This window comes from Pseudomonas sp. WS 5071 (genome assembly GCF_012985765.1).
GTDB lineage: Bacteria > Pseudomonadota > Gammaproteobacteria > Pseudomonadales > Pseudomonadaceae > Aquipseudomonas > Aquipseudomonas lundensis_A.
Window position 1 is genome coordinate 15027 of the sequence record NZ_JAAQWY010000026.1, and the last position, 22674, is coordinate 37700.

Genomic DNA, 22674 nt, shown 5'->3' on the forward strand with positions numbered 1-22674 from the left:
CCATGTCGAACTTAGCGACTCATGCTGGACACGCCCATGGTCACGACCATGGGCACGATGACCATCACCACGACTCGGGCGAGACAACCGTATTTGGTTTCTGGCTCTACCTGATGACCGACTGCATCTTGTTTGCGTCGATCTTCGCGGTATACGCGGTACTGGTTAACAACGTAGCGGGTGGCCCATCGGGCCACGACATCTTCGAGCTGCCGTACGTGCTGGGTGAAACCGCACTGCTGCTGGTCAGCTCGATCACCTACGGCTTCGCCATGCTGGCGTTGTTCAAGGGCAAGAAAAGTCAGGTGCTGTTCTGGTTGGCCCTGACCTTCCTGTGCGGTGCAGGCTTCATCGCCATGGAAATCAACGAGTTCCACCTGTTGATCTCCGAAGGCTTTGGCCCGAGCCGTTCCGGCTTCCTGTCCGGGTTCTTCACCCTGGTCGGTACCCACGGTCTGCACGTGACCAGCGGTCTGATCTGGATGGCGATCATGATGTATCAGGTCCAGAAAAAGGGCCTGACGGCGACCAACAAGACGCGTCTGAGCTGCCTGAGCCTGTTCTGGCACTTCCTGGACGTGGTGTGGATCTGCGTATTCACCGTTGTTTACCTGATGGGGACTCTGTAAATGGCTAACGCACATTCTGACGGCGCGAACCACGGCAGCGTGAAGTCCTACGTAATCGGCTTCATCTTGTCGGTGATCCTGACCGTCATTCCGTTCGGGCTGGTGATGTACCCAACCCTGCCAAAAATGACCACGCTGGCGATCGTGCTGTTGTTCGCCGTGATTCAAGTGATCGTTCACCTGGTGTATTTCCTGCACTTGGACCGTTCGCCTGCACAACGCAATAACGTCGCCGCGCTAGTGTTCTCGGCGCTGGTTATTGTGCTGTTGGTCGGCCTGTCCCTGTGGATCATGTTCAGCATCCACACTGTAATGATGGCGAAGTGAGGTAAGCCCGATGTCCTTTAAGCACTTTATCCAAATCACCAAACCGGGGATCATTTTCGGTAACGTGCTTTCTGTGGCAGGCGGGTTCTTCCTGGCCTCGAAGGGGCATTTCGATCTGGCCCTGTTCCTGGCCGCGGTGATCGGCACCTCCCTGGTGGTTGCGTCCGGTTGTGTGTTTAACAACTGCATCGACCGTGACATCGACATCAAGATGGACCGCACCAAGAACCGCGTACTGGTGCAAGGCCTGATCTCCCTTAAGGTGGCGTTGGTATACGCCACCTTGCTGGGGGTCGCAGGCCTGGTGCTGCTGTATCGCGTGGCCAACCCGCTGGCGGCATTGTTCGCGGCGATTGGCTTCGTGATCTACGTCGGTCTGTACAGCCTGTATTTCAAGCGCAAGTCGGTTCACGGCACCTTGATTGGCAGTTTGTCGGGTGCAATGCCGCCTGTTATCGGCTACGTGGCTGTGAGTAACAGCTTCGACCTGGCCGCGCTGACATTGCTGGTGATGTTCAGCCTGTGGCAGATGCCGCATTCCTACGCCATCGCGATCTTCCGCTTCAACGATTACCTGGCCGCATCGATTCCGGTGTTGCCTGTGAAGCGCGGGATCAAGGTTGCCAAGAAGCACATCCTGCTTTATATCCTCGCGTTCCTGATCGCGACCCTGATGCTCACCCTCGGCGGTTACGCCGGCATGAGCTACATGGCCGTGGCGGCCGCGATGGGCATGTACTGGCTGTACATGGCGTGGACCGGCTATAAAGCCGTCGACGACAAGGTCTGGGCACGCAAGCTGTTCGTGTTCTCGATCTTCACCATCACCGCGCTGAGCGTCATGATGTCACTGGATTTCAAAGTGCCGACGGAGTTGTTACTGACTTACGCGCACTAAGCGTCCAGCCTAAAAAATCCCCGCCCTTCGAGAGAAGCGCGGGGATTTTTTTATCCCACAGATCTGCCAGCGCAGGGGCGTGTTACGCAAAATTGACGGCTGAAACGAGTTACGCGGGGGTTGAGGTCGATGGCCTGGCGTACTGGCTCATTGCTGTGGAAGGGAGCGATACAGATCAGGGCGTCGTGAGCTTGTTGTTCTGCGGCGCTGACGACTACCAGACGGCGCATTCTCTGTTGTCGCCCAGTGGCCACAATCATCCCCTTTTGGCCTGTCTGCCACTGTGAACCCGAGCGGTGCGCGGCAAGAATCAAAACAGCATCGCTGCCAGGCGTCCCGGCACAACAGCCTGCGCGGGTAACTGCTGTGTACAGAACATAAAAACGATTGCTCTCACGCCATTTGGGGAAATACGTCATGAATGCATTGAAATGCGCACTGAAGACTACCGTCTGCGGGCTGGCGTTAATGGCTGGCGCGACGTTGGCAGATCAACGCGAGCTACGTGTGTACAACTGGGCTGACTACATCCTGCCCTCCGTGCCCAAGGACTTTGCCAAAGAGACGGGCATCAACGTGACGTGGGACACGTTCGACACCAACGAGTCGCTGGAAGCCAAGCTGCTGACAGGTCATTCGGGCTATGACCTTGTAGTGCCGTCGAACCAGTTCCTTGATACCCAGATCAAGGCAGGCGTATTTCAAAAACTGGACCGCAGCAAACTGCCGAATTGGCAGCATCAAGACCCTGAGCTGCTCAAGTTGCTGGATCAAAACGACCCCGGTAATCAGTACGCCATTCCATACATGTACGGAACCGTGTTGATTGGCTTTAACCCGGCGAAGGTTAAAGCGGCGCTGGGCGACAATGCGCCCGTCAACAGTTGGGACTTGGTGTTCAAGCCCGAGAACATGCAGAAGCTCAAGTCCTGTGGCGTGGCCATGCTCGACTCCGCGTCGGAAATCCTGCCCTTGGCCCTGCATTATCTTGGGCTGGACCCCAACAGCCAGAATCCGTCGGACTATGAAAAAGCCAAAGCGTTGATGATGAAAATCCGTCCTTACGTGACTTACTTCAACTCCGCCAAATACATGACCGACATCGCGAACGGGGATATTTGCGTGGCCATTGGCTACTCGGGCAGCTTCTACCAGTTTGGCAACCGAGCCAAGGAGGCTGGCAATGGTGTCGTGGTTGATTGGCGCTTGCCCAAAGAGGGCGCGCCGATCTGGTTTGACACATTCGCCATCCCTAAAAGTGCCAAGAATGTCGACGAAGCCCACGCGTTTATTAACACCTTGCTCGACCCCAACATCATCGCCCCGATCAGTGACTTTCTCGGCTACCCCAATGCCAACAAAGACTCGCTTGCACTGATCAACAAAGACATCACAGGCAACCCCAACCTGACTCCAACTCCCGAGGCCCTTAAAACCCTGTACGTAGTACAACCGCTGCCACAAAAGCTGGAACGGGTGCGCACACGTGTATGGACCAGTATTAAGTCGGATAAGTAATGGTCTGGGGTTTGGCAAGGTGGGGGGGGCTTTGCCGGGTAAGGCGCCAATGCCAGGCAGTATGGGGCGTTCGAGCGGTTCATAATGTTCGGGGTTTTTTGTACGGCGCTTCGAGCGACAGTGGCAGGTGTTACCAACCCCTCATTGAAAGGATAACGTCATGCCTGCTCACGACCATCTTGGCTCCCCTTACGCCTCACAACTCGCTGCCTGTAATGACCATTACCATGCGGTGTGTTCAATCAATAAATTCGGTCCCATCGCTCATACCCATGCGCTTGCGCAGGTTTTTTTGGAGCGCGAATTGGCCGGTGATGAGTGGGAGGCGCTGGAGATGGCGCGCTTGTCGCTCGATCATACTCGCCGCCTGGTGGCAGGTGAAAAGCTCAATAAGCACGCCCATGCCGTGCTTAAGGCCAGGGCCAAGCCGCAATCAGCACAGGTGAATGTTTCAGCGCCAGTGGGCGCAGAGCTTGCTTGAACGCCTCCGTGCGACAAGCGCTCAGCGCTTGTCGTTTTACTGATTGTTTGCTGATTGTTAGAAGGTCTGCGCATGAACATGTCTCAAAAACCCGATAGCCGTACCCGCGATTCTCTGGCCCCGACAATGGCCGACATGCTTACCGTCTCGTTGCAAGAGAGCAAGGCGCTGATAAACAGCGTCACGCTCTATGAGGCTTCCAAGTTGCTGGGGGCTTTTTCTACCAGTGTGGTGGATTACGGCAAAAGCGCGCGCAAATGGCGTGCGCATACGTTGTCACGTTTGCCCATTGATTCCTGGAAGTGCGCAGACGGTTTTTTTTATGTGGAGCCGCTTAAGGAAGCATCGCTCAAGTACATGAGTGCTACTGCACCTGAAGACGCGGATGCGTCAGCCTGGAACCAGCTTGAGAATCGCAGGGCATTGCACAAAGCGCTGGTCGAGGTTTTACCTGCGGACATGCGCCAAACGTACGCCGAGATGCTTGAGTGGACTCAGATCGAGCCTCAATCGCAGACACAACCGGTGTTGGAAGATATGGCGCTGGCTCGCACGGTATATGCTCTGGATTACCTGTTTTATCGGGAGTACGCCGCCTGTGAAGACGAACTGCGGCGTCAGGAGAACTTCCCGGAGCGCGATTCGATCCCTTTTGAATGGATGGGGTGGCTGGCTGACAAGGCTGTACAAAAGGTTAACGCGCACCTGTTTATCTGGGGAGCGCTGCCTCTTCCCTGGCTGGACAAGGATCTTCCTGAAGACGATCCCGTGGATGTCCCGACGCCATGTCAGCCTCCCCATAAGCCTGAGGGTGAACTCACGCTGGAGTTGCTGTGCAATGTGGTGGGTAACCGGGCGTTACTGGAGTCTGCCCGCATTGGGGATTTGGCCGAAGCAGCTGCCCGTGTCAGCGTCGACCTGCTCAGCGCACTGAATCGGCAGCAGGTGGTTAATATCCCCGAACTTCGCAGTTGTGATGACCTCAGGGACACGCTCAAGCAGTGGTTTGGGGATCAAGGTGTGCTGGCGCATGAGCCTGGATTCGAGATGCCCTTGAAGGGCGACAACCTCGAAGTGGTGCTGTACCACACCTTCGAGGTGCAACAGCATTACGTGAAAACCCGCGGATCGATTGCGCAGGATTCGCACAGCAACCCGGAAAACTCATTTATGTTCGCGCTGGCGATGGTGGCCTGTTTCTATGGGCGCATCAGCCTTGACAAAGAATTTTCGGGAAGCACGTATCCCACGTATGCGGTGTTCCCCGCCCAGAACAAGCAGCAGGGTTTGGCGTATCGCTTCAAGCCCTTGGCGCCGCATGCTCGGGAGCTGATCAAAAGTATCTATGGGCAGATATTTTTTGCGAATACCGGCTGGGAGATTCGTGCTGAAGCGATTACGACGTATGCCGAAGGCCTGGCCTTAAAACGTTCCTGCCTGCAGGAACTGACGTTCAACACTTTTAAGCGTACGGCCCCTCATCTTTTGCTGAAACTTCATCAAGCGTTCAACCGAATGGCAGAGCGTAAGAAAGCTGATTGCTTGCAGGGTTTGCCGCAGGGTTCATCGCCTCCCTCAGAGATGGCGTGCATTCAGCTGGCGATTGATGACTTGTTTGCCTAGCCGGTACGGCGGGTGAGATGGCCGGGTTACAGCGGCAACACGCGGTCATGGATGACCCGTTTCATTACCAGTGTCGACACCAGGCGCTGTACGTTGGGCAGCGCGCTGAGGTGTTCGTCGTAGAGCTGCTGGTAGGCGGGCAAATCTTTGGCGATGACGTGCAGCAGATAATCCGGGTCGCCAAACAGCCGTTGGGCTTCGACGATTTGCGGGATGTCTGGCAGCGCGGCCTCGAAGTCGGCTACGGCCTGACGCGTGACTTCGCGCAGGGTCACGAACACCATCGCTGAAAAGTTCAGTCCCAGCTCGCTGGGCGCCAGCACGGCGCGATAGCCCAAAATAACCCCGGCCTCTTCCAATGCCCGCACCCGACGATGGCACGGCGACAGACTGAGACCCACGCGATCAGCCAGTTCAGTGAGAGAAAGCCGGCCGTCGGTGTGCAGTTCAGCAAGAATCTTTCGGTCAATTCGATCCACTGAGAAGAACCTTCTAATTGTGTGGCGCTGGTCGGGGATAAACGCAAAGTAATCCTAGCAGCATTTACTTAATCTTCTATCGGTCGGTTTTGCCATGTGCGGCCCCAGTCGTCTGGCTAGCCCTTTAACCCTGTTTGGCCCCTAGAAGGTGCTTATCTCGTGACTCTCAGTGTTCTGGCCGCGTTCTGGGCGGTGTCGTTCCTGTTCATCATCACCCCTGGCGCAGATTGGGCTTACGCCATTTCGGCAGGGATGCGCGGACGTTGGGTAACGCCTGCAGTCGCAGGTTTGTTGTCGGGGCATCTACTGGCGACGATCATTGTCGCGGCGGGCGTCGGCGGGTTGATGGCCAGCAATCCGATGATTCTTAAGGTGCTGACCGTGGCTGGGTCGCTGTATTTATTCTGGCTTGGCGTGGGGATGCTCAGAAACCCCGCAACCCCGGTGTCCGGAAGCGTTCAGGTGGCGGACTCCTGGTCACGTTGGGCGTGGAAGGGGTTGTGCGTCAGCGGTTTGAATCCGAAGGTGTTTTTGTTGTTTCTGGCGCTGTTGCCGCAGTTCACCGACCCCCTGTCGACATGGCCAGTGCCTGCGCAGATCGTGGCCCTGGGCGGGCTGCATGCGGTCAGTTGCGGCGTTGTGTATTTATTGGTTGGATTCGGTGCCCGCGCGGTGTTGCAAACCCGGCCCGGCGCCGCGCAACGGGTCAGTCAGACCTCGGGCGCCATCATGATCCTGATTGCCCTGATATTGCTGGCCGAGCAGATGCTGTAACCCGTCGCTGCCCGTGTGTCAGGGCAGCGAGGGTGCAGGGCTTAGAAGTCTGCCTTGAGCGACATAACGACGTTACGCGGTTCGCCATAGAAGTTGCCGAACCCTTCAGTGCCGATACTGGCGTAGTAGCGTTTGTCGAACAGGTTGTTGCCATTGAGCGCGACCGACCAGGTGTCATCAATGCGATAGCCAATGCGCCCGTTCCATACCGCGTAACCCGCCTGGCTGACGTCGTTGCCGCTGATGGGCGACACGCGGTAATTGCTGCTCTGCGCGTTGACGCCCGCCCCTAACGTGACGCGCTCCAGGGCGCCCGTCAGTGCGTAATCGGCCCACACCCGCAACAGGTGACGCGGCACGTAAGAGGTGTAGGCCAGGCCTTTCTGATCGGGCTGGGCGTCTTCCAGTACTTTGCTCTGGGTGTAGGTGTAGCCCGCCAGCAGTTGCAGGCGCTCGATAACTTCGCCGCTGATTTCTGCCTCGAAGCCCTGGGCGCGGACTTTGCCGGAGTTCAGTGAGCAACTGCTGTCCGGGCACAACGGATCATCTTGCGCGGCATCGTTTTGCACGGTGCGGAACAGGTTAAAAGCGCTGTTGAGGCGTCCTTCGAACCATTCGCCCTTGATCCCCAGCTCGTAACTTTTGCCGATTAAGGGTTTGAGGCTGCTGCCGTCGATGGTTTTGTAGCCGCCTTGTGGGGTGAAAATGTCGGTATAGCTGGCGTAAGTGGTGAGGTTATCGTTGATGTCGAACAACACGGCGGCAAAGGGGGTGACTTGCCCGCTTTCCCTGGCTTTGGAGCTGACCGGGGTGCCTTCACCGCGCCAGTAGGTGGTGGAGTCGCTGTCCGATGAGTACCAACTGACCCGGCTGCCAACCACAACGGTCAGAGGATCGGCCAGTTTCAGTCGGGCGAGGCTGTAGGCGCCATATTGCTGGATGCGCATGTCCACCGGGCCGCCCCGCGAGGCATTGGCAAGGTAGTAGCCCTCGTCCGGCCGTGGCAGATGGTGATCCGGATTGAAGATGTCCTGGCGCTGGGGCAGGGCCGCCACGGCGTAGAAGTCATCTTTATGCGAGCGACTGGCGTTGGCGCCCACGATCAGTTCGTGCGTTTGGCCGAAGGCATCAAACGTGCCATCGACATAGGCATCGAAGCCGTAGTCGACCTGATCGTAGTCGTAAATGCTCCCCAGCATGAGCGTGTTGGTGTGGGTAGCACCTACGGGAACAGGCCCGCTGGGGAAGGCGTATTCCATGTCCTGGGTATTTTTGGAATACACCCCGGCCACCTTGAGTGCCCAGTCGTCACTGAGGGTGTGGGTCAGGTCACTGAAGACGGTCGTGCGTTTGCTGCGCTGGTTATTCCACGCGGTATTCAGGCAGGTGGAGCGGTTGAGCTTCAAGTCGCTGCCGTTGGCATAGCGCGGCAACCCACCCCAGCACGGGGTGGCATCTACGTCTTCATACGCCAGGCCCAGGCCGAGCGTGGTGTCCGGGGTGAGGTCCAGATCAAGGGCGCCGTAGTAAATCTGGTCGCGGCGTTCAGCGACGTCATAAAAATACTGGCGGGTTTGTTGGGCCATTACGGCGCGGCCTCGCAACGTGCCGGACTCATTCAAGGGCCCGCCGGTGTCCACCAGGCCGCGATAGTTGTCCCATGTGCCCGCCGAGAGCGAGAGTTGCGTGTGCGGCGTGTACCCGCCGCGTTTGCGCACAAAATTGACCCCGCCCGCTGTGCCGCCCGCGCCCTTCATCATGCCGGCGGCACCGCGCAACACCTCAACCCGGTCATAAATTGCCATGTCGCTGTTGAAGCTGTCGGCCTGTACGTAGCTGCTGCCGATGTCCAGCGGCACGCCGTCGTACTGATACTGGCCGCTCATGCGAAATCCGCGCGAGTAAAAGTACTTACCGCCCATGGGGGAGTCGTACACGGTGATTCCGGGGACTTTCTCCATGACTTGATCGATGGTGTTGAGGTTTTGGTCATCGAGCATTTTGCGGGTGATCACGGTGACGGACTGTGGTGTTTCTTTGAGGCTGTGTGAACCTTTGCCGATGGTGACCGCCTGGGCCGTGTAAGACCCGGAACCTTCCGTGGTGGCATCGCGGCTTTGCTCGACGACGCGGGTGACCCCCAATTGCAGTGCATCGCCGTTTTGCGGAGCCGGTTCGACGCTGAAGTTGCCCTGGCCCGTGATGCGCAATTGCAGACGGCTGCCTGCCAGTGCCGCGTCCATCGCCTGCTCGGGCGACATGCGCCCGACCACAGCCGGTGCCTGTTTGCCCTGCACGAGGGCGGGTTCAAGGGAGATGATGTTCCCGCTCTGGCTGGCAATCGAATTGAGGGTAGTGGCCAAGGGGCCAGCCGGAAGGTTGAAATTCACGTCTTGCGCTTGAACCAGTGCAGGGCTCGCCACCGTTGCCAGAGCAACGGCAACGCAGAGGGCGTTGGGCCACGGGTTGATCACAGCATTCTCCTGATCGTGTGAAGGTGTCAGGAGATAGGTGGGATGAGAAATGAAAACCGGACACAAATACGATTAATGTTCAAAAAGAAAACATCACTCTCATCGGGCGCTGATCACGGTCAGCCATGGGCTGTAGTGATCCACGCGAATGGCATGGGTTTCTGCCAGTGCGGCGAATGCCCGCTGGGGATCGTTGAGCGGATACACGCCTTGTACGCGTAATTGCCGTACCTCGGGCGCCACGCGTACGAAGCCACGGGTATAAGGCCTCAACGCATCCACGACCTGCTCCAGCGGATCATCCAGCACGTTCAGCCTGCCGCTTTGCCAGTCGGCGCGCTGGCGTTGTTCACCAGTCGCCGGGGTGATGCGGTCGGCATGCAGCAGCGCTGACTGGCCTTCTTGCAGGTTAAGCGTAGCGCCGTTGGGCAGGCGGGTTTCAACGGCATGCTGCAACACCACGACGCGGCTGACCCCGTGCTCTTGAGACACCAGAAAGCGCGTGCCCAAGGCGCGGACTTCACCCTGCGCCGTACGCACCCGCAAGGGCCGTTGTGGATCGGGCGCTACCTGAATCACCAGTTCGCCGCGGCGCAAGATGAGCAGGCGTTGAGCGGCATCGAAGTGCAGGTCCACGGCGCTGTTGGCATTGAGGCTCAAGTGGCTGCCATCTGCCAGATTGAAGTCTTGACGTTGAGCGCGGCCCGTTGACAGGTCGGCCAGCAAGGAAACACCAGACGGGCTTTTTGCGCCGAGCCATACACCGCCGCCCAGCACTCCCAGCCCTGCAATCATGCGCAAGGCGTCACGCCGCGTGGTGTGGGGTTGAAGCAGGACCTTGCGGGCTTCGCTGGCCTGGCCGGGTACGCGGTTATCCAGTGCGCGCAATGGGTTGAACGAGGCGCCGATGCGGTTTTGCAGCGTGGTCCACGCCTGCTGGTGAGCCGGGTCGTGATTGAGCCAACACGTGAAGCGCTTGAGCAGAGCCGGCGTGGGCGTCTCGGCGCGCAGTTTGACCATCCAGTCAATCGCCTGTTCGCTGATCGGGTCCAGTTGCGGCTTGCTCATTGGCTGGCCTCGCACAGGTAGCACATGCGCAAGGCTTGCTTCATGTAGCGGCTGACGGTGCGTTCTGAAAGCCCCAGCTTTTGAGCGATGGCCACGTAGCTCAAACCGTCGAGCTGGCTGTAAAGGAATGTGGCTTTGACCGCCATCGGCAAGCCGTCGAGCGCGCGGTCAATGGCAATCAGTGCTTCGGTCAGTTGCAGTTGTTCTTCTGGCGAGGGGGCGACGGCTTCCGGCAACAGCGCCAATCGCTCCAGGTAGGCCAGTTCCAGCTGGCGTCGCCGGTGTCGATCGAAGATCAGCCGCCGGGCAATGGTCGAGAGGTAAGCACGGGGTTGCTCAATGCTGTCCGTATCCACCTGGGCCGCCAGCAACTGGCAAAACGTGTCCGCCGCCGTGTCCTGTGCGTCGGCGTGATTACGTAAGCGGCGCTGAATGTGTTGCAGCAACCAGCGATGATGATCGCTGAAAAAGAAACCCAGCTTGCTGGTCGAAGGAGAATGCACCGGTTGGCGTCCAGATGTGAGTGCGAATAGTTCTCAATAGTAGCGGCGAGATGATGGCCACTGCAATCACTGCGTGCGCGGATGCATACACACCGGTGTCGGGTCGTGATTGGAGAGACGCCGCGGGTGCGGGCATAATTGGTCACTGACATTGCTTGCAACATCTGACTGGAGTCGCCCATGAAATCCCCCGTCTTGCCAGGCCTGGCTCTGATTGTCGCTGCCGGAATGATGAGCTCATCGGCCGTCGCAGCGGGGGATGCTGAAGCGGGCGGCAGGTTATTCACGAAAATGTGCGCGGGTTGCCACAGCATCGGCAAAGGCGCCCGGGGCGGTTTTGGCCCACAACTCAATGGTGTGATCGGGCGGCCTGCCGCGGCAACCAAGGACTATCAATACTCTGACGCCATGAAAAATTCAGGCGTGGTGTGGACCAGAGACAAACTGGCGGCCTACATCGAGGCGCCGAAGAAAGTGGTCAGTGGCACGCGCATGATTTTCTGGGGGATTAGCGATCAGGAGAAAATCGACAACCTGCTGGCTTATCTGGAGACCTTCCAGGACGCAGGTCCCTGAATGTCTTTCAAATAACCCCTGAGGTGGGTCAGCGGGGTGCCCATTTGCTCTAGGGTCTGAGCGTGGGCGAAGGCGGTGGCGAGCTTGTGCAGCTCGCGTCCCAATGGCTTCTGTGTGCTGCCTAAAGCGTTCAGTGCCAAGTTCAGGCAATCGGCCATTTTTGCCTGAATGGCAGGCACATCGTCGTTGCGCACCAGCAACGCAAACACTTCGCGCTGATACTCATCCATTACAGGGTCGTCGCGCAGAATCGGACTATGACCGTCGGTCTCATAGACCAACTTGAGAGAGAAAAGGGCGACAGTCTCCAGCGACGATTCCATATAGAGATTTCCTGTTTTAAAGGTGCCGGACGGCAGTGTTCACTTTTCTGCAGGCGAAAAAAAAGACCTTGAATTTCAAGGTCTTTTTTTAAGATGGTGCCCCGAGGGAGACTCGAACTCCCACTTCTTTCGAAAACGGATTTTGAATCCGCCGCGTCTACCAATTCCGCCATCAGGGCTCAATGGCGGCGAAGTATAGAGATGAGATTTAGGTCGGTCAACAACTTATTGGTCTATTTTTGCTAACTCCGTTAAACTCCCCGGCCCTGCTAGACGAAACCTATCATGCGCGTTGCTGACTTTACTTTCGAACTCCCTGATTCGCTCATCGCACGCCATCCTTTGGCGGAGCGCCGCAACAGCCGCCTGCTGACCCTGGATGGGGAGAGCGGGGCGCTGGCTCATCGTCAATTCGCTGATTTGCTTGAACATTTGCAGCCCGGCGATTTGATGGTGTTTAACAATACCCGGGTGATTCCGGCCCGCCTGTTTGGCCAGAAGGCCTCGGGTGGCAAGCTGGAAATCCTCGTTGAGCGCGTGCTCGACAGCCATCGGGTGCTGGCGCATGTGCGCTCCAGCAAGTCGCCGAAACCGGGCTCGAAAATCCTGATCGATGGCGGGGGCGAGGCCGAGATGCTGGCGCGCCACGATGCGTTGTTCGAGCTGGGCTTTGCTGAAGAAGTACTGCCATTGCTGGACCGTGTCGGGCACATGCCATTGCCGCCTTACATTGATCGGCCTGACGAAGGTTCCGACCGTGAGCGTTATCAAACTGTCTACGCTCAACGTCTTGGCGCTGTTGCAGCGCCTACGGCCGGGCTGCATTTCGATGAGCCGCTGATGCAGGCCATCGCCGCCAAAGGTGTTGAGACCGCATTCGTGACGTTGCACGTAGGGGCTGGCACGTTCCAGCCGGTGCGGGTTGAGCGTCTTGAAGATCACCACATGCATACCGAATGGCTAGAAGTGGGCCAGGATGTAGTCGACGCCGTGGCTGCTTGCCGCGCACGGGGTGGTCGCGTGATTGCCGTTGGCACCACCAGTGTGCGGTCGCTTGAGAGTGCGGCGCGCGACGGTACGCTCAAGCCGTTCAGTGGTGACACAGACATTTTTATCTTCCCGGGCCGGCCGTTTCATGTGGTCGATGCGCTGGTAACCAACTTCCATTTGCCGGAATCCACGCTGTTGATGCTGGTTTCGGCGTTCGCCGGTTATCCCGAAACCATGGCGGCCTACAAGGCTGCGGTTGAGCATGGGTACCGCTTCTTTAGTTACGGTGATGCAATGTTCATCACCCGCAATCCTGCGCCGACGGCTCCCGCCCCGGCCCCAGAGGATCAAGCATGAGCAACTGTCGTATGTCCTTCGAGCTGCTGGCCACTGATGGCAAGGCGCGTCGCGGTCGTCTGACCTTCCCGCGTGGTGTGGTGGAAACCCCTGCGTTCATGCCGGTAGGTACTTACGGCACGGTCAAAGGCATGCTGCCGCGCGACATCGAAGCGATTGGCGCGCAGATGATCTTGGGCAACACCTTTCACCTGTGGTTGCGCCCGGGCACTGAAGTCATCAAGAAGCACGGCGACTTGCATGACTTCATGAAGTGGCAAGGGCCAATCCTGACCGACTCGGGCGGCTTTCAGGTGTTCAGCCTTGGCGCCATGCGCAAGATTAAAGAAGAGGGCGTGACTTTCGCTTCCCCGGTCGATGGCGCCAAGGTGTTCATGGGGCCCGAGGAGTCGATGCAGGTCCAGCGTGACCTGGGTTCTGATGTGGTGATGATTTTCGACGAATGCACCCCGTACCCGGCTGATGAAGACGTGGCCCGTGTTTCGATGGAGCTGTCGTTGCGCTGGGCTCAGCGTTCCAAAAACGCCCATGGCGACAACACGGCGGCACTGTTCGGTATCGTTCAGGGCGGCATGCACCAGAACCTGCGCGAGCGTTCGCTGGAGGGGCTGAACAAGATCGGTTTCGATGGTCTGGCTATCGGCGGTCTGTCGGTCGGTGAGCCCAAGCACGAGATGATCAAGGTGCTGGACTACTTGCCCGCCATGATGCCGGCTGACAAACCTCGTTACCTTATGGGGGTTGGCAAGCCTGAAGATCTCGTGGAGGGTGTGCGCCGCGGTGTGGACATGTTCGATTGCGTGATGCCAACCCGTAATGCCCGCAACGGGCATCTGTTTATCGACACTGGTGTGTTGAAGATCCGCAATGCATTTCATCGCCATGATGATTCGCCGCTGGATCCGACCTGTGATTGCTATACCTGCCAGAACTTCTCCCGTGCTTATCTGCACCACCTGGACAAGTGCGGCGAAATGCTGGGCAGCATGCTCAATACCATCCACAATTTGCGCCACTATCAGGTGCTCATGGCTGGTTTGCGCGAGGCTATTCAACAGGGTACATTGGCCGCCTTTGTCGATGCCTTCTATGCCAAGCGCGGGTTGCCTGTACCGCCCCTGGACTGATTTTCGGACCCTAAGAAACACTTTTTGCAACTGGAGTGCTTAATGAGCTTTTTCATCTCTCCCGCTTTCGCGGACGCTGCTGCACCTGCTGCTGGCCCAGCCGGTACTGGTTTTGAGTGGATTTTCCTGGTCGGCTTCCTGGTCATCTTTTACTTGATGATCTGGCGCCCGCAGGCCAAGCGCGCCAAAGAGCAGAAAGCCCTGTTGGGTAACCTGCAAAAAGGCGACGAAGTCGTGACCACTGGCGGTATCGCCGGCAAAATCACCAAAGTGACTGACGCTTTTGTTGTGATTGAAGTGTCTGACACTGTCGAGCTGAAAATTCAGAAGGGCGCTGTAGCCGCCACGTTGCCTAAAGGCACGCTGAAAGCGATCTAAAGTTTCAACTTTTAACAATCGACGGGGCGCGCAAGGCGCCCCGCGTTCTAAGCGGGCGGCGTGATTGATGCTGAACAAATACCCTCTGTGGAAATACGTACTGATCCTGGCGGTGCTGGCGATCGGTTTTATTTATTCCGCTCCCAATCTCTACCCGGATGACCCTGCAATTCAGGTGTCGGGCGCGAGCACGGCGCTGCAAGTCACCGAAGCTGACCTGGAGCGTGCGAGCAAGGCTCTCAAGGATGCTGGTATTGCGGTGAAAGGCGCGACACTGGCCCAAAATGGCAAGGGCGGCTTGTTGCGTCTGGCGAGCAAAGATGATCAGTTGCCGGCCAAGGATGTGGTGCGCAAGGCACTGGGTGACGACTATGTCGTTGCGCTGAACCTGGCTCAGACCACGCCGCAATGGCTGCGTAACCTGGGTGCTCACCCGATGAAACTGGGTCTGGACTTGTCGGGTGGTGTGCATTTCCTGTTGGAAGTGGACATGGACAAGGCCGTTGACGCGCGCATGAAAGTGTACGAAAGCGACGTCAAAAGCCTGTTGCGCAAAGACAAACTGCGCTATCGCAGTCTGCCGCAACTCAATGGCGCCATTCAGTTGGGCTTTGCCGACGAGGCAACCCGTGAGCAAGCACGTAGCCTGATTCGCAAAAACTTCAACGACTTCGACATTACCGCTGCCGATCTCAATGGTCAGCCGGTGCTGCGTCTGGCGATGACCCCGGCCAAGCTGGCGGAAATCCGTGAATATTCCATCAAGCAAAACCTGACAACTGTCCGTAACCGGGTCAACGAGTTGGGTGTTGCCGAGCCTTTGGTTCAGCGTCAGGGTGCCAACCGCATCGTGGTCGAGCTGCCGGGCGTGCAAGACACCGCCGAAGCCAAGCGTATTCTGGGCAAGACGGCCAACCTTGAGTTCCGTCTGGCGGCAGAGCCGGGCGCTTCCAAAGCCACTTCCGAGACGTTCGAATTCCGTGAGGGTAATCGTCCTTCCGCGCAAATTGAGCGTGGTCTGATCATTACCGGTGATCAGGTAACGGATGCGCAGGCAGGTTTTGATGAGCATGGCCGTCCACAGGTGAACATCAAGCTTGATGGTCACGGTGGCGAGTTGATGAGTCGTTCCACTCGCAGTAACGTCGGTCGCAGCATGGCGGTGATCTTCATCGAGCAGAAGCCGGTGACGACTTATACCAAGCAAGTGGTTGATGGTGTCGAGAAAGAAGTGCCGGTTCAGGCCTTCAAGGAAGAGAAAAAGATCATCAGTCTGGCCACTATTCAGTCACCGCTGGGCAGTCAGTTCCGGATTACCGGTTTGAACGGTCAGGGTGAGGCTTCTGAATTGGCGCTGCTGTTGCGTGCCGGTGGTCTGGCTGCGCCGATGTACTTCGCTGAAGAGCGCACCATTGGCCCGAGCCTGGGTGCCGACAACATCACCAAGGGTATTGATGCGTCGCTGTGGGGCATGCTGTTCGTGTCCATCTTCATCATCGCGATCTATCGTTTCTTCGGTGTGATTGCGACGGTGGCGCTGGCGGGCAACATGGTCTTGCTGCTGGCCTTGATGTCGTTGCTGGGCGCAACACTGACCCTGCCGGGTATCGCCGGTATCGTGTTGACGATGGGTATGGCGGTCGACGCCAACGTGCTGATCTTCTCGCGCATTCGCGAGGAAATTGCCAATGGCATGACGCCGCAGCGGGCGATCAATGAAGGCTTCAATCGTGCGTTCACGGCGATTGTCGACTCCAACCTGACAACCCTGTTGGTCGGCGGGATTCTGTTTGCCATGGGTACCGGGCCGGTCAAAGGCTTTGCGGTGACCATGTCCCTCGGGATCTTTACCTCGATGTTCACGGCCATCATGGTGACCCGCGCGTTGGTCAACCTGGTATACGGCGGTCGGGACTTCAAGAAGTTGTGGATTTAAGGGGCTGCCATGTTACGTACAATCAACTTCATGGGCGTTCGCAACGTTGCGTTCGGCGTCACTGTGCTGCTTACCGTGCTGGCCTTGTTCAGCATGTTCCACAAAGGCATGAACTACGGCCTGGACTTCACTGGCGGTACGCTCATCGAGCTGACCTACGAGAAGCCGGCTGATCTGACGAAAGTGCGCAACGAGCTGGTGACCGCGGGTTTTCACGATGCGGTAGTGCAGAGCTTCGGCGCGACCACTGACTTGCTGGTGCGCATGCCGGGTGATGATCCGTTGCTGGGCAACAAGGTGGCTGCGGCATTGGGGCAGGCGGATACCGATAACCCGGCCGTGATCAAGCGTGTCGAGTTCGTGGGACCGCAAGTGGGTGAAGAGCTGCGCGACCAGGGTGGTCTGGGCATGCTCATGGCCTTGGGTGGCATCATGCTTTACCTCGCGTTCCGCTTTCAGTGGAAGTTCGCGGTCGGTGCCATTGTTTCGCTGGTGCACGACGTGATCGTGACCATGGGTGTGTTGTCGTGGTTTCAAATCACGTTTGACCTGACAGTGTTGGCGGCAGTGCTCGCGATCATTGGTTACTCGCTCAATGACACCATCGTCGTGTTTGACCGTGTGCGGGAGAACTTCCGTGTGCTGCGCAAGGCGAGCCTGATCGAGAACATCAACATCTCGACCACGCAGACCCTGCTGCGGACCATGGCGACCTCGATCTCCACGTTGCTGGCGATTGCGGCATTGCTGATCTTCGGTGGTGACAATCTGTGGGGCTTCTCGATTGCCCTGTTCGTTGGGGTTCTGGCGGGTACTTACTCGTCGATCTACATCGCCAACGTGGTGCTGATCTGGCTGAACCTCAATGCTGAGGACCTGATTCCGCCAGTGGCGAGTGAGAAGGAAATCGACGACCGTCCATGACAGTTAGTTGATGGCCAATGGTCACTAAAAAGGCGCGAGTATTGAACTCGCGCCTTTTTTTATGCTCCAAGGCTGGGATTAGCGCGGGATTGTTCCTGCGTAGAAAGGCCTGGAGGTTCACGTGAATAAATCTTTGCTGGTAGGTGCTGTTTTGGGTGCTGTCGGTGTGACTGCCGGTGGTGCTGTTGCTACTTACAGCTTGGTTAAAGCCCCTGAGTCTGCGCAGGTGCTGGCTGTTCAGCCGGTCAAGCAACAGATTAAAACCCCTCGTGAGGTGTGTAAGGATGTGACTGTCACCCGCCGCGCAGCGGTTAAGGACGAGCATCAAATCGTTGGTAGTGTTATTGGCGCTGTAGCGGGTGGTTTGTTGGGTAATCAGGTGGGCGGTGGTAACGGCAAGAAGATTGCGACCGTTGCTGGTGCTGTAGGTGGTGGCTATGCTGGCAACAAGGTTCAGGAAGGCATGCAGAACCGTGATACCTACACCACGACTCAGACCCGCTGTAACACTGTCAATGACATCAGCGATAAGGTTGTCGGCTACGACGTGCGTTACGTGCTGGATGGCAAGGAAGGCAAGGTGCGGATGGATCGCGAGCCTGGCAGTGAAATTGCCGTCGACAAGCAGGGCAAGCTGATACTGAATTAAGGTCGCTGGCAAGGCTGTGGAGTTGATCGCAGCTTCGTTGCTTCACAGAATAGGGCTGTTGGAAACAATGGCCAAAAAAAAGCACCCGACAGGGTGCTTTTTTATTTGCGCGGTTCGCTTAACGCTTCAGCGAGGCTGGCAAGTGCGGCTGGATAGCGGTCAGTACAGCTTTGAAGCATTTGGTGTTACCGGCAACGATGTGGCCTTTTTCAAGGAAATCGTGGCTGCCAGTGAAATCGCTGACCAAGCCGCCCGCTTCTTGGATCAGCAGGGCGCCTGCAGCCATGTCCCACTCAGACAGGCCCGACTCCCAGAATGCGTCGAAACGACCGGCGGCGACGTAAGCCAGGTCGAGGCTTGCAGCGCCAGCGCGACGAATGCCTGCGGTCTGGCCAACCAGGCTGCGGAACATGCCCAGGTAGTTGTCCAGGTTGTCCATCTGGTTGTCACGAAACGGGAAGCCGGTGCCCAACAGGGCGCCTTCCAGGCTGGTGCGGCCGCTGACACGCAGGCGGCGACCATTCAATTGTGCGCCACGACCACGGCTGGCGGTGAATTCTTCCTGGCGTACCGGGTCAAGTACTACGGCGTGTTCGAGGCGGCCGCGGTATTTGCAGGCGATGCTGACAGCGAAGTGCGGAACGCCGCGCAGGAAGTTGGTGGTGCCATCGAGCGGGTCGATGATCCACAAATAGTCGGCGCCTTCGCCGCTGCCTGCGTGCATACCGGTTTCTTCACCGAGAATGCCGTGTGTCGGATAAGCCTTGCGCAAGGCGTCGATGATTTTCTGTTCGGCAGCACGATCGACTTCAGAGACGTAATCCTTGGCGTCTTTTTCGTCAACCTTGATGGTATCCAGGCGCTCGATGGAGCGGAAAATCAATTCACTGGCGCTGCGGGCGGCGCGCAGCGCGATATTCAGCATGGGCTGCATGGACGTTTCACCTAGGTCGTTAAAGAAAGCCGAACATTCTAGCAGAAAAGTTTGGCATATGAAGGTTTGCATTAGCTTTCGTGGCGTAAGGTGATGGGCTTAGGTAAGATTTGCACCCTCTTAACGGTCTGTGAGCGCTTCCATTGCTGTCAAATATTCGTGTCGTTCTGGTCAATACCAGTCATCCCGGCAATATCGGCGGTGCTGCGCGTGCCATGAAAAACATGGGCTTGTCGCGACTGGTTCTGGTTGAGCCAAGACTGTTTCCTCATCACGAAGCCGATGCGCGTGCTTCGGGGGCGGGTGACATCCTCGAAAATGCTCAAGTGGTAGCGACCCTTGAAGATGCATTGGTTGGATGCAATCTGGTGCTGGGCACCAGTGCACGCGACCGTCGGATTCCATGGCCGCTGCTTGATCCGCGCGAATGCGGGCAAAAGGTTGTGGAGGAGGCGACTCAGGGGGCGGAAATTGCGTTGGTTTTCGGGCGCGAGGATTCCGGTCTGACCAATGAGGAACTGCAACGCTGCCATTACCACGTGCACATTCCGTCGGATCCTGAGTTCAGCTCCCTGAACCTGGGGGCGGCTGTGCAGGTGCTGAGTTATGAGATTCGCATGTCCTGGCTCGCCGCTCAGGGGCAGCCAAGCAAGGTTGAGAAAGATGAAGTGGCCTCCACTAAAAGTGGCGAGTTGGCCACCATGGACGAGCTTGAGCGTTTTTACGAGCACCTTGAGCAGACCCTCGTGGCGATCGAGTTTCTCGATCCTGAGAAGCCGCGTCATCTGATGGCGCGCCTGCGCCGCTTCTATGGTCGCAGCGCGGTAAGTCGTGCCGAGATGAATATTTTGCGTGGCATTCTGACCGAAACCCAAAAAGCCGCCCGCGGCGAGTTGCTAAAGCGCAAGGATTAATGATGTTTGAGCGTCTGCGTGAAGATATCCAGAGTGTGTTTCATCGTGATCCTGCTGCGCGCAATGCTTTTGAGGTCTTGACCTGTTACCCGGGCATGCATGCCATTTGGCTGCATCGGTTGTCCGGGTGGCTGTGGAATGCCGGTTGGAAGTGGATGGCGCGTCTGGTCTCTAACTTCGGGCGCTGGATGACGGGGATTGAAATACACCCGGGGGCCAAGGTAGGGCGTCGTTTCTTCATTGATCACGGTATGGGAATTGTCATCGGCGAAACTGCTGAGATCGGTGACGATGTCACGCTTTATCAGGGGGTCACGCTGGGCGGCACGAGTTGGAATAAAGGCAAGCGCCATCCGACCCTGGAGAATGGTGTGGTCGTGGGTGCGGGTGCCAAAGTGCTGGGCCCGTTTACGGTGGGTGCGGGTGCCAAGGTGGGCTCAAATGCTGTGGTCACCAAGCCGGTGCCGGCTGGCGCAACGGTGGTGGGTATTCCGGGGCGAATCATCATTAAGGCTGATGGCGATGTGGAGGCCAGGCGCAAGGCAATGGCTGAAAAAATTGGGTTCGATGCTTATGGTGTCAGCGAAGACATGCCTGATCCTGTGGCGCGCGCTATTGCTCAATTGCTGGATCACTTGCAGGCAGTCGATGGCAAGCTGGACGGTATGTGCGGGGCACTGAAGGATCTCGGGAGTCCGTACTGCGCCAAGGATTTGCCGGCGTTGCGCGAGGAAGACTTCGCTTGTGTTCAGGGTAAGGAAGAGATTAAACCGGACTAGCGTAGTAGTCGCTTTTTGTACCGGCGAGCGGGAGCTGTGCAAGCCGCTTTTCTCAATCCTTGACGTGTAGGTGCATGAGCAAACGCTGTGTTGCTCATGTGCCATTACGACGCAGACCCTGCTACAATGCGCGCGCTGTTTTGCGGGTAATCCCGACTAAAGTACTAGGTCTAATAGTTGACTTAAATACTCGGGAATAGCATACTCGCCCCCATTCCGAATTCCGTGGTACCTGTCCATGAGACTGACTACAAAAGGCCGTTACGCCGTAACTGCAATGCTCGATTTGGCGTTGCACGCACAGCACGGGCCGGTGTCCCTGGCCGATATTTCCGAACGCCAGGGCATTTCCCTTTCTTACCTTGAGCAACTGTTCGCCAAATTGCGCCGCAGCAGCCTGGTTTCCAGTGTGCGTGGTCCAGGCGGCGGCTATCAGCTATCGCGCGACATGCAAGGTATTCAGGTTGCCCAGGTAATCGATGCAGTCAACGAATCTGTCGATGCGACACGTTGCCAGGGCCTGGGTGATTGCCATGCTGGCGATACATGCCTGACCCACCACCTCTGGTGCGACCTGAGCCTGCAAATCCACGAGTTTCTCAGCGGTATCAGCTTGGCTGATCTTGTCACTCGCCGTGAGGTACAAGAAGTAGCCCAGCGTCAGGATCAGCGCCGCTGTAATGGCAAGGCGCAGTACCTGGATAAGATCGAAGCGTCCGCCGTCGAGTGATTGCATAAAAACGACGGTGCGCCAGCCAGCCTGATTTAGGAGATAGTCCATGAAATTGCCGATTTACCTTGATTACTCAGCCACCACCCCGGTTGATCCGCGTGTTGCTCAAAAGATGAGTGACTGCCTGCTGGTTGACGGGAACTTCGGTAACCCGGCTTCGCGCTCCCACGTATTCGGCTGGAAGGCGGAAGAAGCAGTTGAAAACGCCCGCCGCCAGGTAGCCGATCTGGTAAACGCCGATCCGCGTGAAATTGTCTGGACCTCCGGCGCGACCGAAGCCAACAACCTTGCTATCAAGGGCGCTGCGCACTTCTATGCGTCCAAGGGCAAGCACCTGATCACCGACAAGATTGAACACAAAGCCGTGCTCGACACCATGCGTCAGCTGGAGCGTGAAGGCTTTGAAGTGACCTACATTGAGCCGGGTGAAGACGGTCTGGTAACGCCAGCGATGGTTGAAGCCGCCATGCGTGAAGACACCATCCTGGTCTCGGTCATGCACGTGAACAACGAGATCGGCACCATCAACGACATCGCTGCCATTGGTGAGCTGACTCGCTCGCGCGGCGTGTTGTTCCACGTTGACGCCGCTCAGTCCACCGGCAAGGTAGACATCGACCTGGCCAAGCTCAAAGTCGACCTGATGTCCTTCTCGGCGCACAAGACCTATGGCCCTAAAGGTATCGGCGCGTTGTATGTCAGCCGCAAACCTCGTGTACGAATTGAAGCGACCATGCACGGCGGTGGTCACGAGCGCGGTATGCGTTCAGGCACGCTGGCTACCCACCAGATCGTGGGCATGGGTGAGGCATTCCAGATCGCCAAAGAAGAAATGGCAGCTGAAAACGTGCGCATCAAGGCGTTGAGCGATCGTTTCTTCAAGCAGGTTGAACACCTCGAAGAGCTGTACGTGAACGGCAGCATGACCGCTCGCGTGCCGCACAACCTGAACCTGAGCTTCAACTATGTTGAAGGCGAGTCGCTGATCATGGCGCTCAAGGATCTGGCTGTCTCTTCCGGTTCCGCCTGTACCTCGGCTTCCCTTGAGCCGTCTTATGTATTGCGCGCTCTGGGACGTAACGATGAATTGGCCCACAGTTCGATTCGCTTCACGTTCGGGCGTTTCACCACTGAAGAAGAAATCGATTACGCCGCGCAGAAAGTGTGCGAGGCGGTGACCAAGTTGCGCGCTCTGTCGCCACTGTGGGACATGTACAAAGACGGTGTCGACATCTCGAAAATCGAGTGGGCGGCGCACTGATATTTCAAGTCGCCGCCAA

24 protein-coding genes and 1 tRNA gene are annotated in these 22674 nt (G+C 57.4%); 18 read left to right on the plus strand and 7 right to left on the minus strand.

Annotated features, from left to right (window positions below; translation table 11 throughout):
* Positions 1–2 precede the first annotated feature (2 nt).
* From HBN61_RS16180 to HBN61_RS16205, 6 genes are all read left to right on the plus strand, one after another.
* The gene (locus tag HBN61_RS16180) at positions 3–629 is read left to right on the plus strand and encodes a cytochrome o ubiquinol oxidase subunit III (protein WP_094993072.1); all 627 of its coding nucleotides are present in this window, start codon (positions 3–5) and stop codon (positions 627–629) included.
* Complete coding sequence (gene cyoD / locus HBN61_RS16185; RefSeq protein WP_047278868.1) at positions 630–956, plus strand: cytochrome o ubiquinol oxidase subunit IV; 327 nt, start codon at positions 630–632, stop codon at positions 954–956.
* A 10-nt stretch (positions 957–966) separates the two neighbouring features.
* The gene (gene cyoE / locus HBN61_RS16190; protein ID WP_047273811.1) at positions 967–1854 is read left to right on the plus strand and encodes a heme o synthase; all 888 of its coding nucleotides are present in this window, start codon (positions 967–969) and stop codon (positions 1852–1854) included.
* 417 nt (positions 1855–2271) lie between these two features.
* Entirely contained in the window at positions 2272–3372 is a 1101-nt protein-coding gene (locus HBN61_RS16195; protein WP_170047195.1) for a polyamine ABC transporter substrate-binding protein, read from the plus strand.
* 160 nt (positions 3373–3532) lie between these two features.
* Positions 3533–3853 (plus strand): hypothetical protein, encoded by a 321-nt coding sequence (locus tag HBN61_RS16200; RefSeq protein ID WP_094993075.1) that lies wholly within the window; start codon positions 3533–3535, stop codon positions 3851–3853.
* A gap of 72 nt (positions 3854–3925) precedes the next feature.
* Positions 3926–5476: a hypothetical protein gene (locus tag HBN61_RS16205; RefSeq protein WP_170047197.1), complete on the plus strand. Its 1551-nt coding sequence runs from the start codon at positions 3926–3928 to the stop codon at positions 5474–5476.
* Positions 5477–5502: 26 nt separating this feature from the next.
* Here the strand turns inward: HBN61_RS16205 and HBN61_RS16210 are convergent, their stop codons facing one another.
* On the minus strand, positions 5503–5955 hold the full coding sequence (locus tag HBN61_RS16210; RefSeq protein ID WP_047273821.1) for an Lrp/AsnC family transcriptional regulator: 453 nt from the start codon (positions 5953–5955) through the stop codon (positions 5503–5505).
* 159 nt (positions 5956–6114) lie between these two features.
* On the opposite strand from HBN61_RS16210, the gene HBN61_RS16215 reads away from it, so the two are divergent.
* Entirely contained in the window at positions 6115–6729 is a 615-nt protein-coding gene (locus HBN61_RS16215; RefSeq protein ID WP_047273822.1) for a LysE family translocator, read from the plus strand.
* Positions 6730–6770: 41 nt separating this feature from the next.
* Here HBN61_RS16215 and HBN61_RS16220 read toward each other — a convergent pair whose 3' ends face one another.
* The 3 genes from HBN61_RS16220 to HBN61_RS16230 all read right to left on the minus strand — a co-directional run bounded on the left by HBN61_RS16220 (position 6771) and on the right by HBN61_RS16230 (position 10774).
* Positions 6771–9203 (minus strand): TonB-dependent siderophore receptor, encoded by a 2433-nt coding sequence (locus HBN61_RS16220; RefSeq protein WP_170047198.1) that lies wholly within the window; start codon positions 9201–9203, stop codon positions 6771–6773.
* A gap of 99 nt (positions 9204–9302) precedes the next feature.
* Positions 9303–10271 carry a FecR domain-containing protein gene (locus HBN61_RS16225; RefSeq protein WP_170047200.1) on the minus strand — a complete coding sequence of 323 codons (969 nt, stop codon included), beginning with the start codon at positions 10269–10271 and terminating at the stop codon, positions 9303–9305.
* Complete coding sequence (locus HBN61_RS16230; RefSeq protein ID WP_094993079.1) at positions 10268–10774, minus strand: sigma-70 family RNA polymerase sigma factor; 507 nt, start codon at positions 10772–10774, stop codon at positions 10268–10270. Before HBN61_RS16230 ends, HBN61_RS16225 begins: the two co-directional genes overlap by 4 nt.
* 180 nt (positions 10775–10954) lie before the next feature.
* On the opposite strand from HBN61_RS16230, the gene HBN61_RS16235 reads away from it, so the two are divergent.
* Positions 10955–11350 carry a c-type cytochrome gene (locus HBN61_RS16235; RefSeq protein WP_170047202.1) on the plus strand — a complete coding sequence of 132 codons (396 nt, stop codon included), beginning with the start codon at positions 10955–10957 and terminating at the stop codon, positions 11348–11350.
* On the opposite strand, the gene HBN61_RS16240 is transcribed toward HBN61_RS16235, so the two are convergent.
* Together HBN61_RS16240 and HBN61_RS16245 are read right to left on the minus strand one after the other, a co-directional pair.
* Positions 11317–11673, minus strand: coding sequence for a hypothetical protein (locus HBN61_RS16240; protein ID WP_170047204.1), 357 nt, complete (start codon positions 11671–11673; stop codon positions 11317–11319). The genes HBN61_RS16235 and HBN61_RS16240 overlap by 34 nt on opposite strands.
* Before the next feature lie 94 nt (positions 11674–11767).
* Positions 11768–11852: transfer RNA gene (locus HBN61_RS16245), tRNA-Leu, on the minus strand.
* A 106-nt stretch (positions 11853–11958) separates the two neighbouring features.
* On the opposite strand from HBN61_RS16245, the gene queA reads away from it, so the two are divergent.
* From queA to HBN61_RS16275, 6 genes are all read left to right on the plus strand, one after another.
* Entirely contained in the window at positions 11959–13020 is a 1062-nt protein-coding gene (gene queA / locus HBN61_RS16250) for a tRNA preQ1(34) S-adenosylmethionine ribosyltransferase-isomerase QueA (RefSeq protein WP_169963133.1), read from the plus strand.
* 11 nt (positions 13021–13031) lie between these two features.
* On the plus strand, positions 13032–14147 hold the full coding sequence (gene tgt / locus HBN61_RS16255) for a tRNA guanosine(34) transglycosylase Tgt (RefSeq protein ID WP_047281236.1): 1116 nt from the start codon (positions 13032–13034) through the stop codon (positions 14145–14147).
* Positions 14148–14189: 42 nt separating this feature from the next.
* Entirely contained in the window at positions 14190–14525 is a 336-nt protein-coding gene (yajC, locus tag HBN61_RS16260; protein WP_047273832.1) for a preprotein translocase subunit YajC, read from the plus strand.
* A gap of 67 nt (positions 14526–14592) precedes the next feature.
* Complete coding sequence (secD, locus tag HBN61_RS16265; protein ID WP_094993083.1) at positions 14593–16461, plus strand: protein translocase subunit SecD; 1869 nt, start codon at positions 14593–14595, stop codon at positions 16459–16461.
* 9 nt (positions 16462–16470) lie between these two features.
* Positions 16471–17385: a protein translocase subunit SecF gene (gene secF / locus HBN61_RS16270; protein ID WP_170047205.1), complete on the plus strand. Its 915-nt coding sequence runs from the start codon at positions 16471–16473 to the stop codon at positions 17383–17385.
* A 121-nt stretch (positions 17386–17506) separates the two neighbouring features.
* On the plus strand, positions 17507–18034 hold the full coding sequence (locus HBN61_RS16275; RefSeq protein WP_094993085.1) for a glycine zipper 2TM domain-containing protein: 528 nt from the start codon (positions 17507–17509) through the stop codon (positions 18032–18034).
* Positions 18035–18152: 118 nt separating this feature from the next.
* Here HBN61_RS16275 and suhB read toward each other — a convergent pair whose 3' ends face one another.
* Complete coding sequence (suhB, locus tag HBN61_RS16280) at positions 18153–18968, minus strand: type III secretion system regulator SuhB (RefSeq protein ID WP_094993086.1); 816 nt, start codon at positions 18966–18968, stop codon at positions 18153–18155.
* Positions 18969–19111: 143 nt separating this feature from the next.
* Between suhB and trmJ the strand changes: the two genes are divergently transcribed.
* The 4 genes from trmJ (at position 19112) to HBN61_RS16300 (ending at position 22655) form a co-directional block, all read left to right on the plus strand.
* Positions 19112–19882: a tRNA (cytosine(32)/uridine(32)-2'-O)-methyltransferase TrmJ gene (trmJ, locus tag HBN61_RS16285; protein ID WP_170047207.1), complete on the plus strand. Its 771-nt coding sequence runs from the start codon at positions 19112–19114 to the stop codon at positions 19880–19882.
* 2 nt (positions 19883–19884) lie between these two features.
* Positions 19885–20661 carry a serine O-acetyltransferase gene (cysE, locus tag HBN61_RS16290; protein WP_094993088.1) on the plus strand — a complete coding sequence of 259 codons (777 nt, stop codon included), beginning with the start codon at positions 19885–19887 and terminating at the stop codon, positions 20659–20661.
* A 238-nt stretch (positions 20662–20899) separates the two neighbouring features.
* Entirely contained in the window at positions 20900–21391 is a 492-nt protein-coding gene (iscR, locus tag HBN61_RS16295) for a Fe-S cluster assembly transcriptional regulator IscR (RefSeq protein ID WP_094993089.1), read from the plus strand.
* 49 nt (positions 21392–21440) lie between these two features.
* Positions 21441–22655, plus strand: a complete 1215-nt coding sequence (locus HBN61_RS16300; RefSeq protein ID WP_094993090.1) for an IscS subfamily cysteine desulfurase — start codon at positions 21441–21443, stop codon at positions 22653–22655.
* Positions 22656–22674 lie beyond the last annotated feature (19 nt).

Excerpts from the sequence above, each read along its gene's own strand:
- HBN61_RS16225 (WP_170047200.1), bottom strand. The coding sequence starts at position 10,271 with ATGAGCAAGCCGCAACTGGACCCGATCAGCGAACAGGCGATTGACTGG.
- queA (WP_169963133.1), top strand. The coding sequence starts at position 11,959 with ATGCGCGTTGCTGACTTTACTTTCGAACTCCCTGATTCGCTCATCGCA.
- suhB (WP_094993086.1), bottom strand. The coding sequence starts at position 18,968 with ATGCAGCCCATGCTGAATATCGCGCTGCGCGCCGCCCGCAGCGCCAGT.
- HBN61_RS16300 (WP_094993090.1), top strand. The coding sequence starts at position 21,441 with ATGAAATTGCCGATTTACCTTGATTACTCAGCCACCACCCCGGTTGAT.
- cyoD (WP_047278868.1), top strand. The coding sequence starts at position 630 with ATGGCTAACGCACATTCTGACGGCGCGAACCACGGCAGCGTGAAGTCC.
- secF (WP_170047205.1), top strand. The coding sequence starts at position 16,471 with ATGTTACGTACAATCAACTTCATGGGCGTTCGCAACGTTGCGTTCGGC.
- secD (WP_094993083.1), top strand. The coding sequence starts at position 14,593 with ATGCTGAACAAATACCCTCTGTGGAAATACGTACTGATCCTGGCGGTG.
- HBN61_RS16200 (WP_094993075.1), top strand. The coding sequence starts at position 3,533 with ATGCCTGCTCACGACCATCTTGGCTCCCCTTACGCCTCACAACTCGCT.
- yajC (WP_047273832.1), top strand. The coding sequence starts at position 14,190 with ATGAGCTTTTTCATCTCTCCCGCTTTCGCGGACGCTGCTGCACCTGCT.
- HBN61_RS16235 (WP_170047202.1), top strand. The coding sequence starts at position 10,955 with ATGAAATCCCCCGTCTTGCCAGGCCTGGCTCTGATTGTCGCTGCCGGA.
- HBN61_RS16205 (WP_170047197.1), top strand. The coding sequence starts at position 3,926 with ATGAACATGTCTCAAAAACCCGATAGCCGTACCCGCGATTCTCTGGCC.
- tgt (WP_047281236.1), top strand. The coding sequence starts at position 13,032 with ATGTCCTTCGAGCTGCTGGCCACTGATGGCAAGGCGCGTCGCGGTCGT.
- HBN61_RS16195 (WP_170047195.1), top strand. The coding sequence starts at position 2,272 with ATGAATGCATTGAAATGCGCACTGAAGACTACCGTCTGCGGGCTGGCG.
- HBN61_RS16180 (WP_094993072.1), top strand. The coding sequence starts at position 3 with ATGTCGAACTTAGCGACTCATGCTGGACACGCCCATGGTCACGACCAT.
- cysE (WP_094993088.1), top strand. The coding sequence starts at position 19,885 with ATGTTTGAGCGTCTGCGTGAAGATATCCAGAGTGTGTTTCATCGTGAT.
- HBN61_RS16240 (WP_170047204.1), bottom strand. The coding sequence starts at position 11,673 with ATGGAATCGTCGCTGGAGACTGTCGCCCTTTTCTCTCTCAAGTTGGTC.
- iscR (WP_094993089.1), top strand. The coding sequence starts at position 20,900 with ATGAGACTGACTACAAAAGGCCGTTACGCCGTAACTGCAATGCTCGAT.
- cyoE (WP_047273811.1), top strand. The coding sequence starts at position 967 with ATGTCCTTTAAGCACTTTATCCAAATCACCAAACCGGGGATCATTTTC.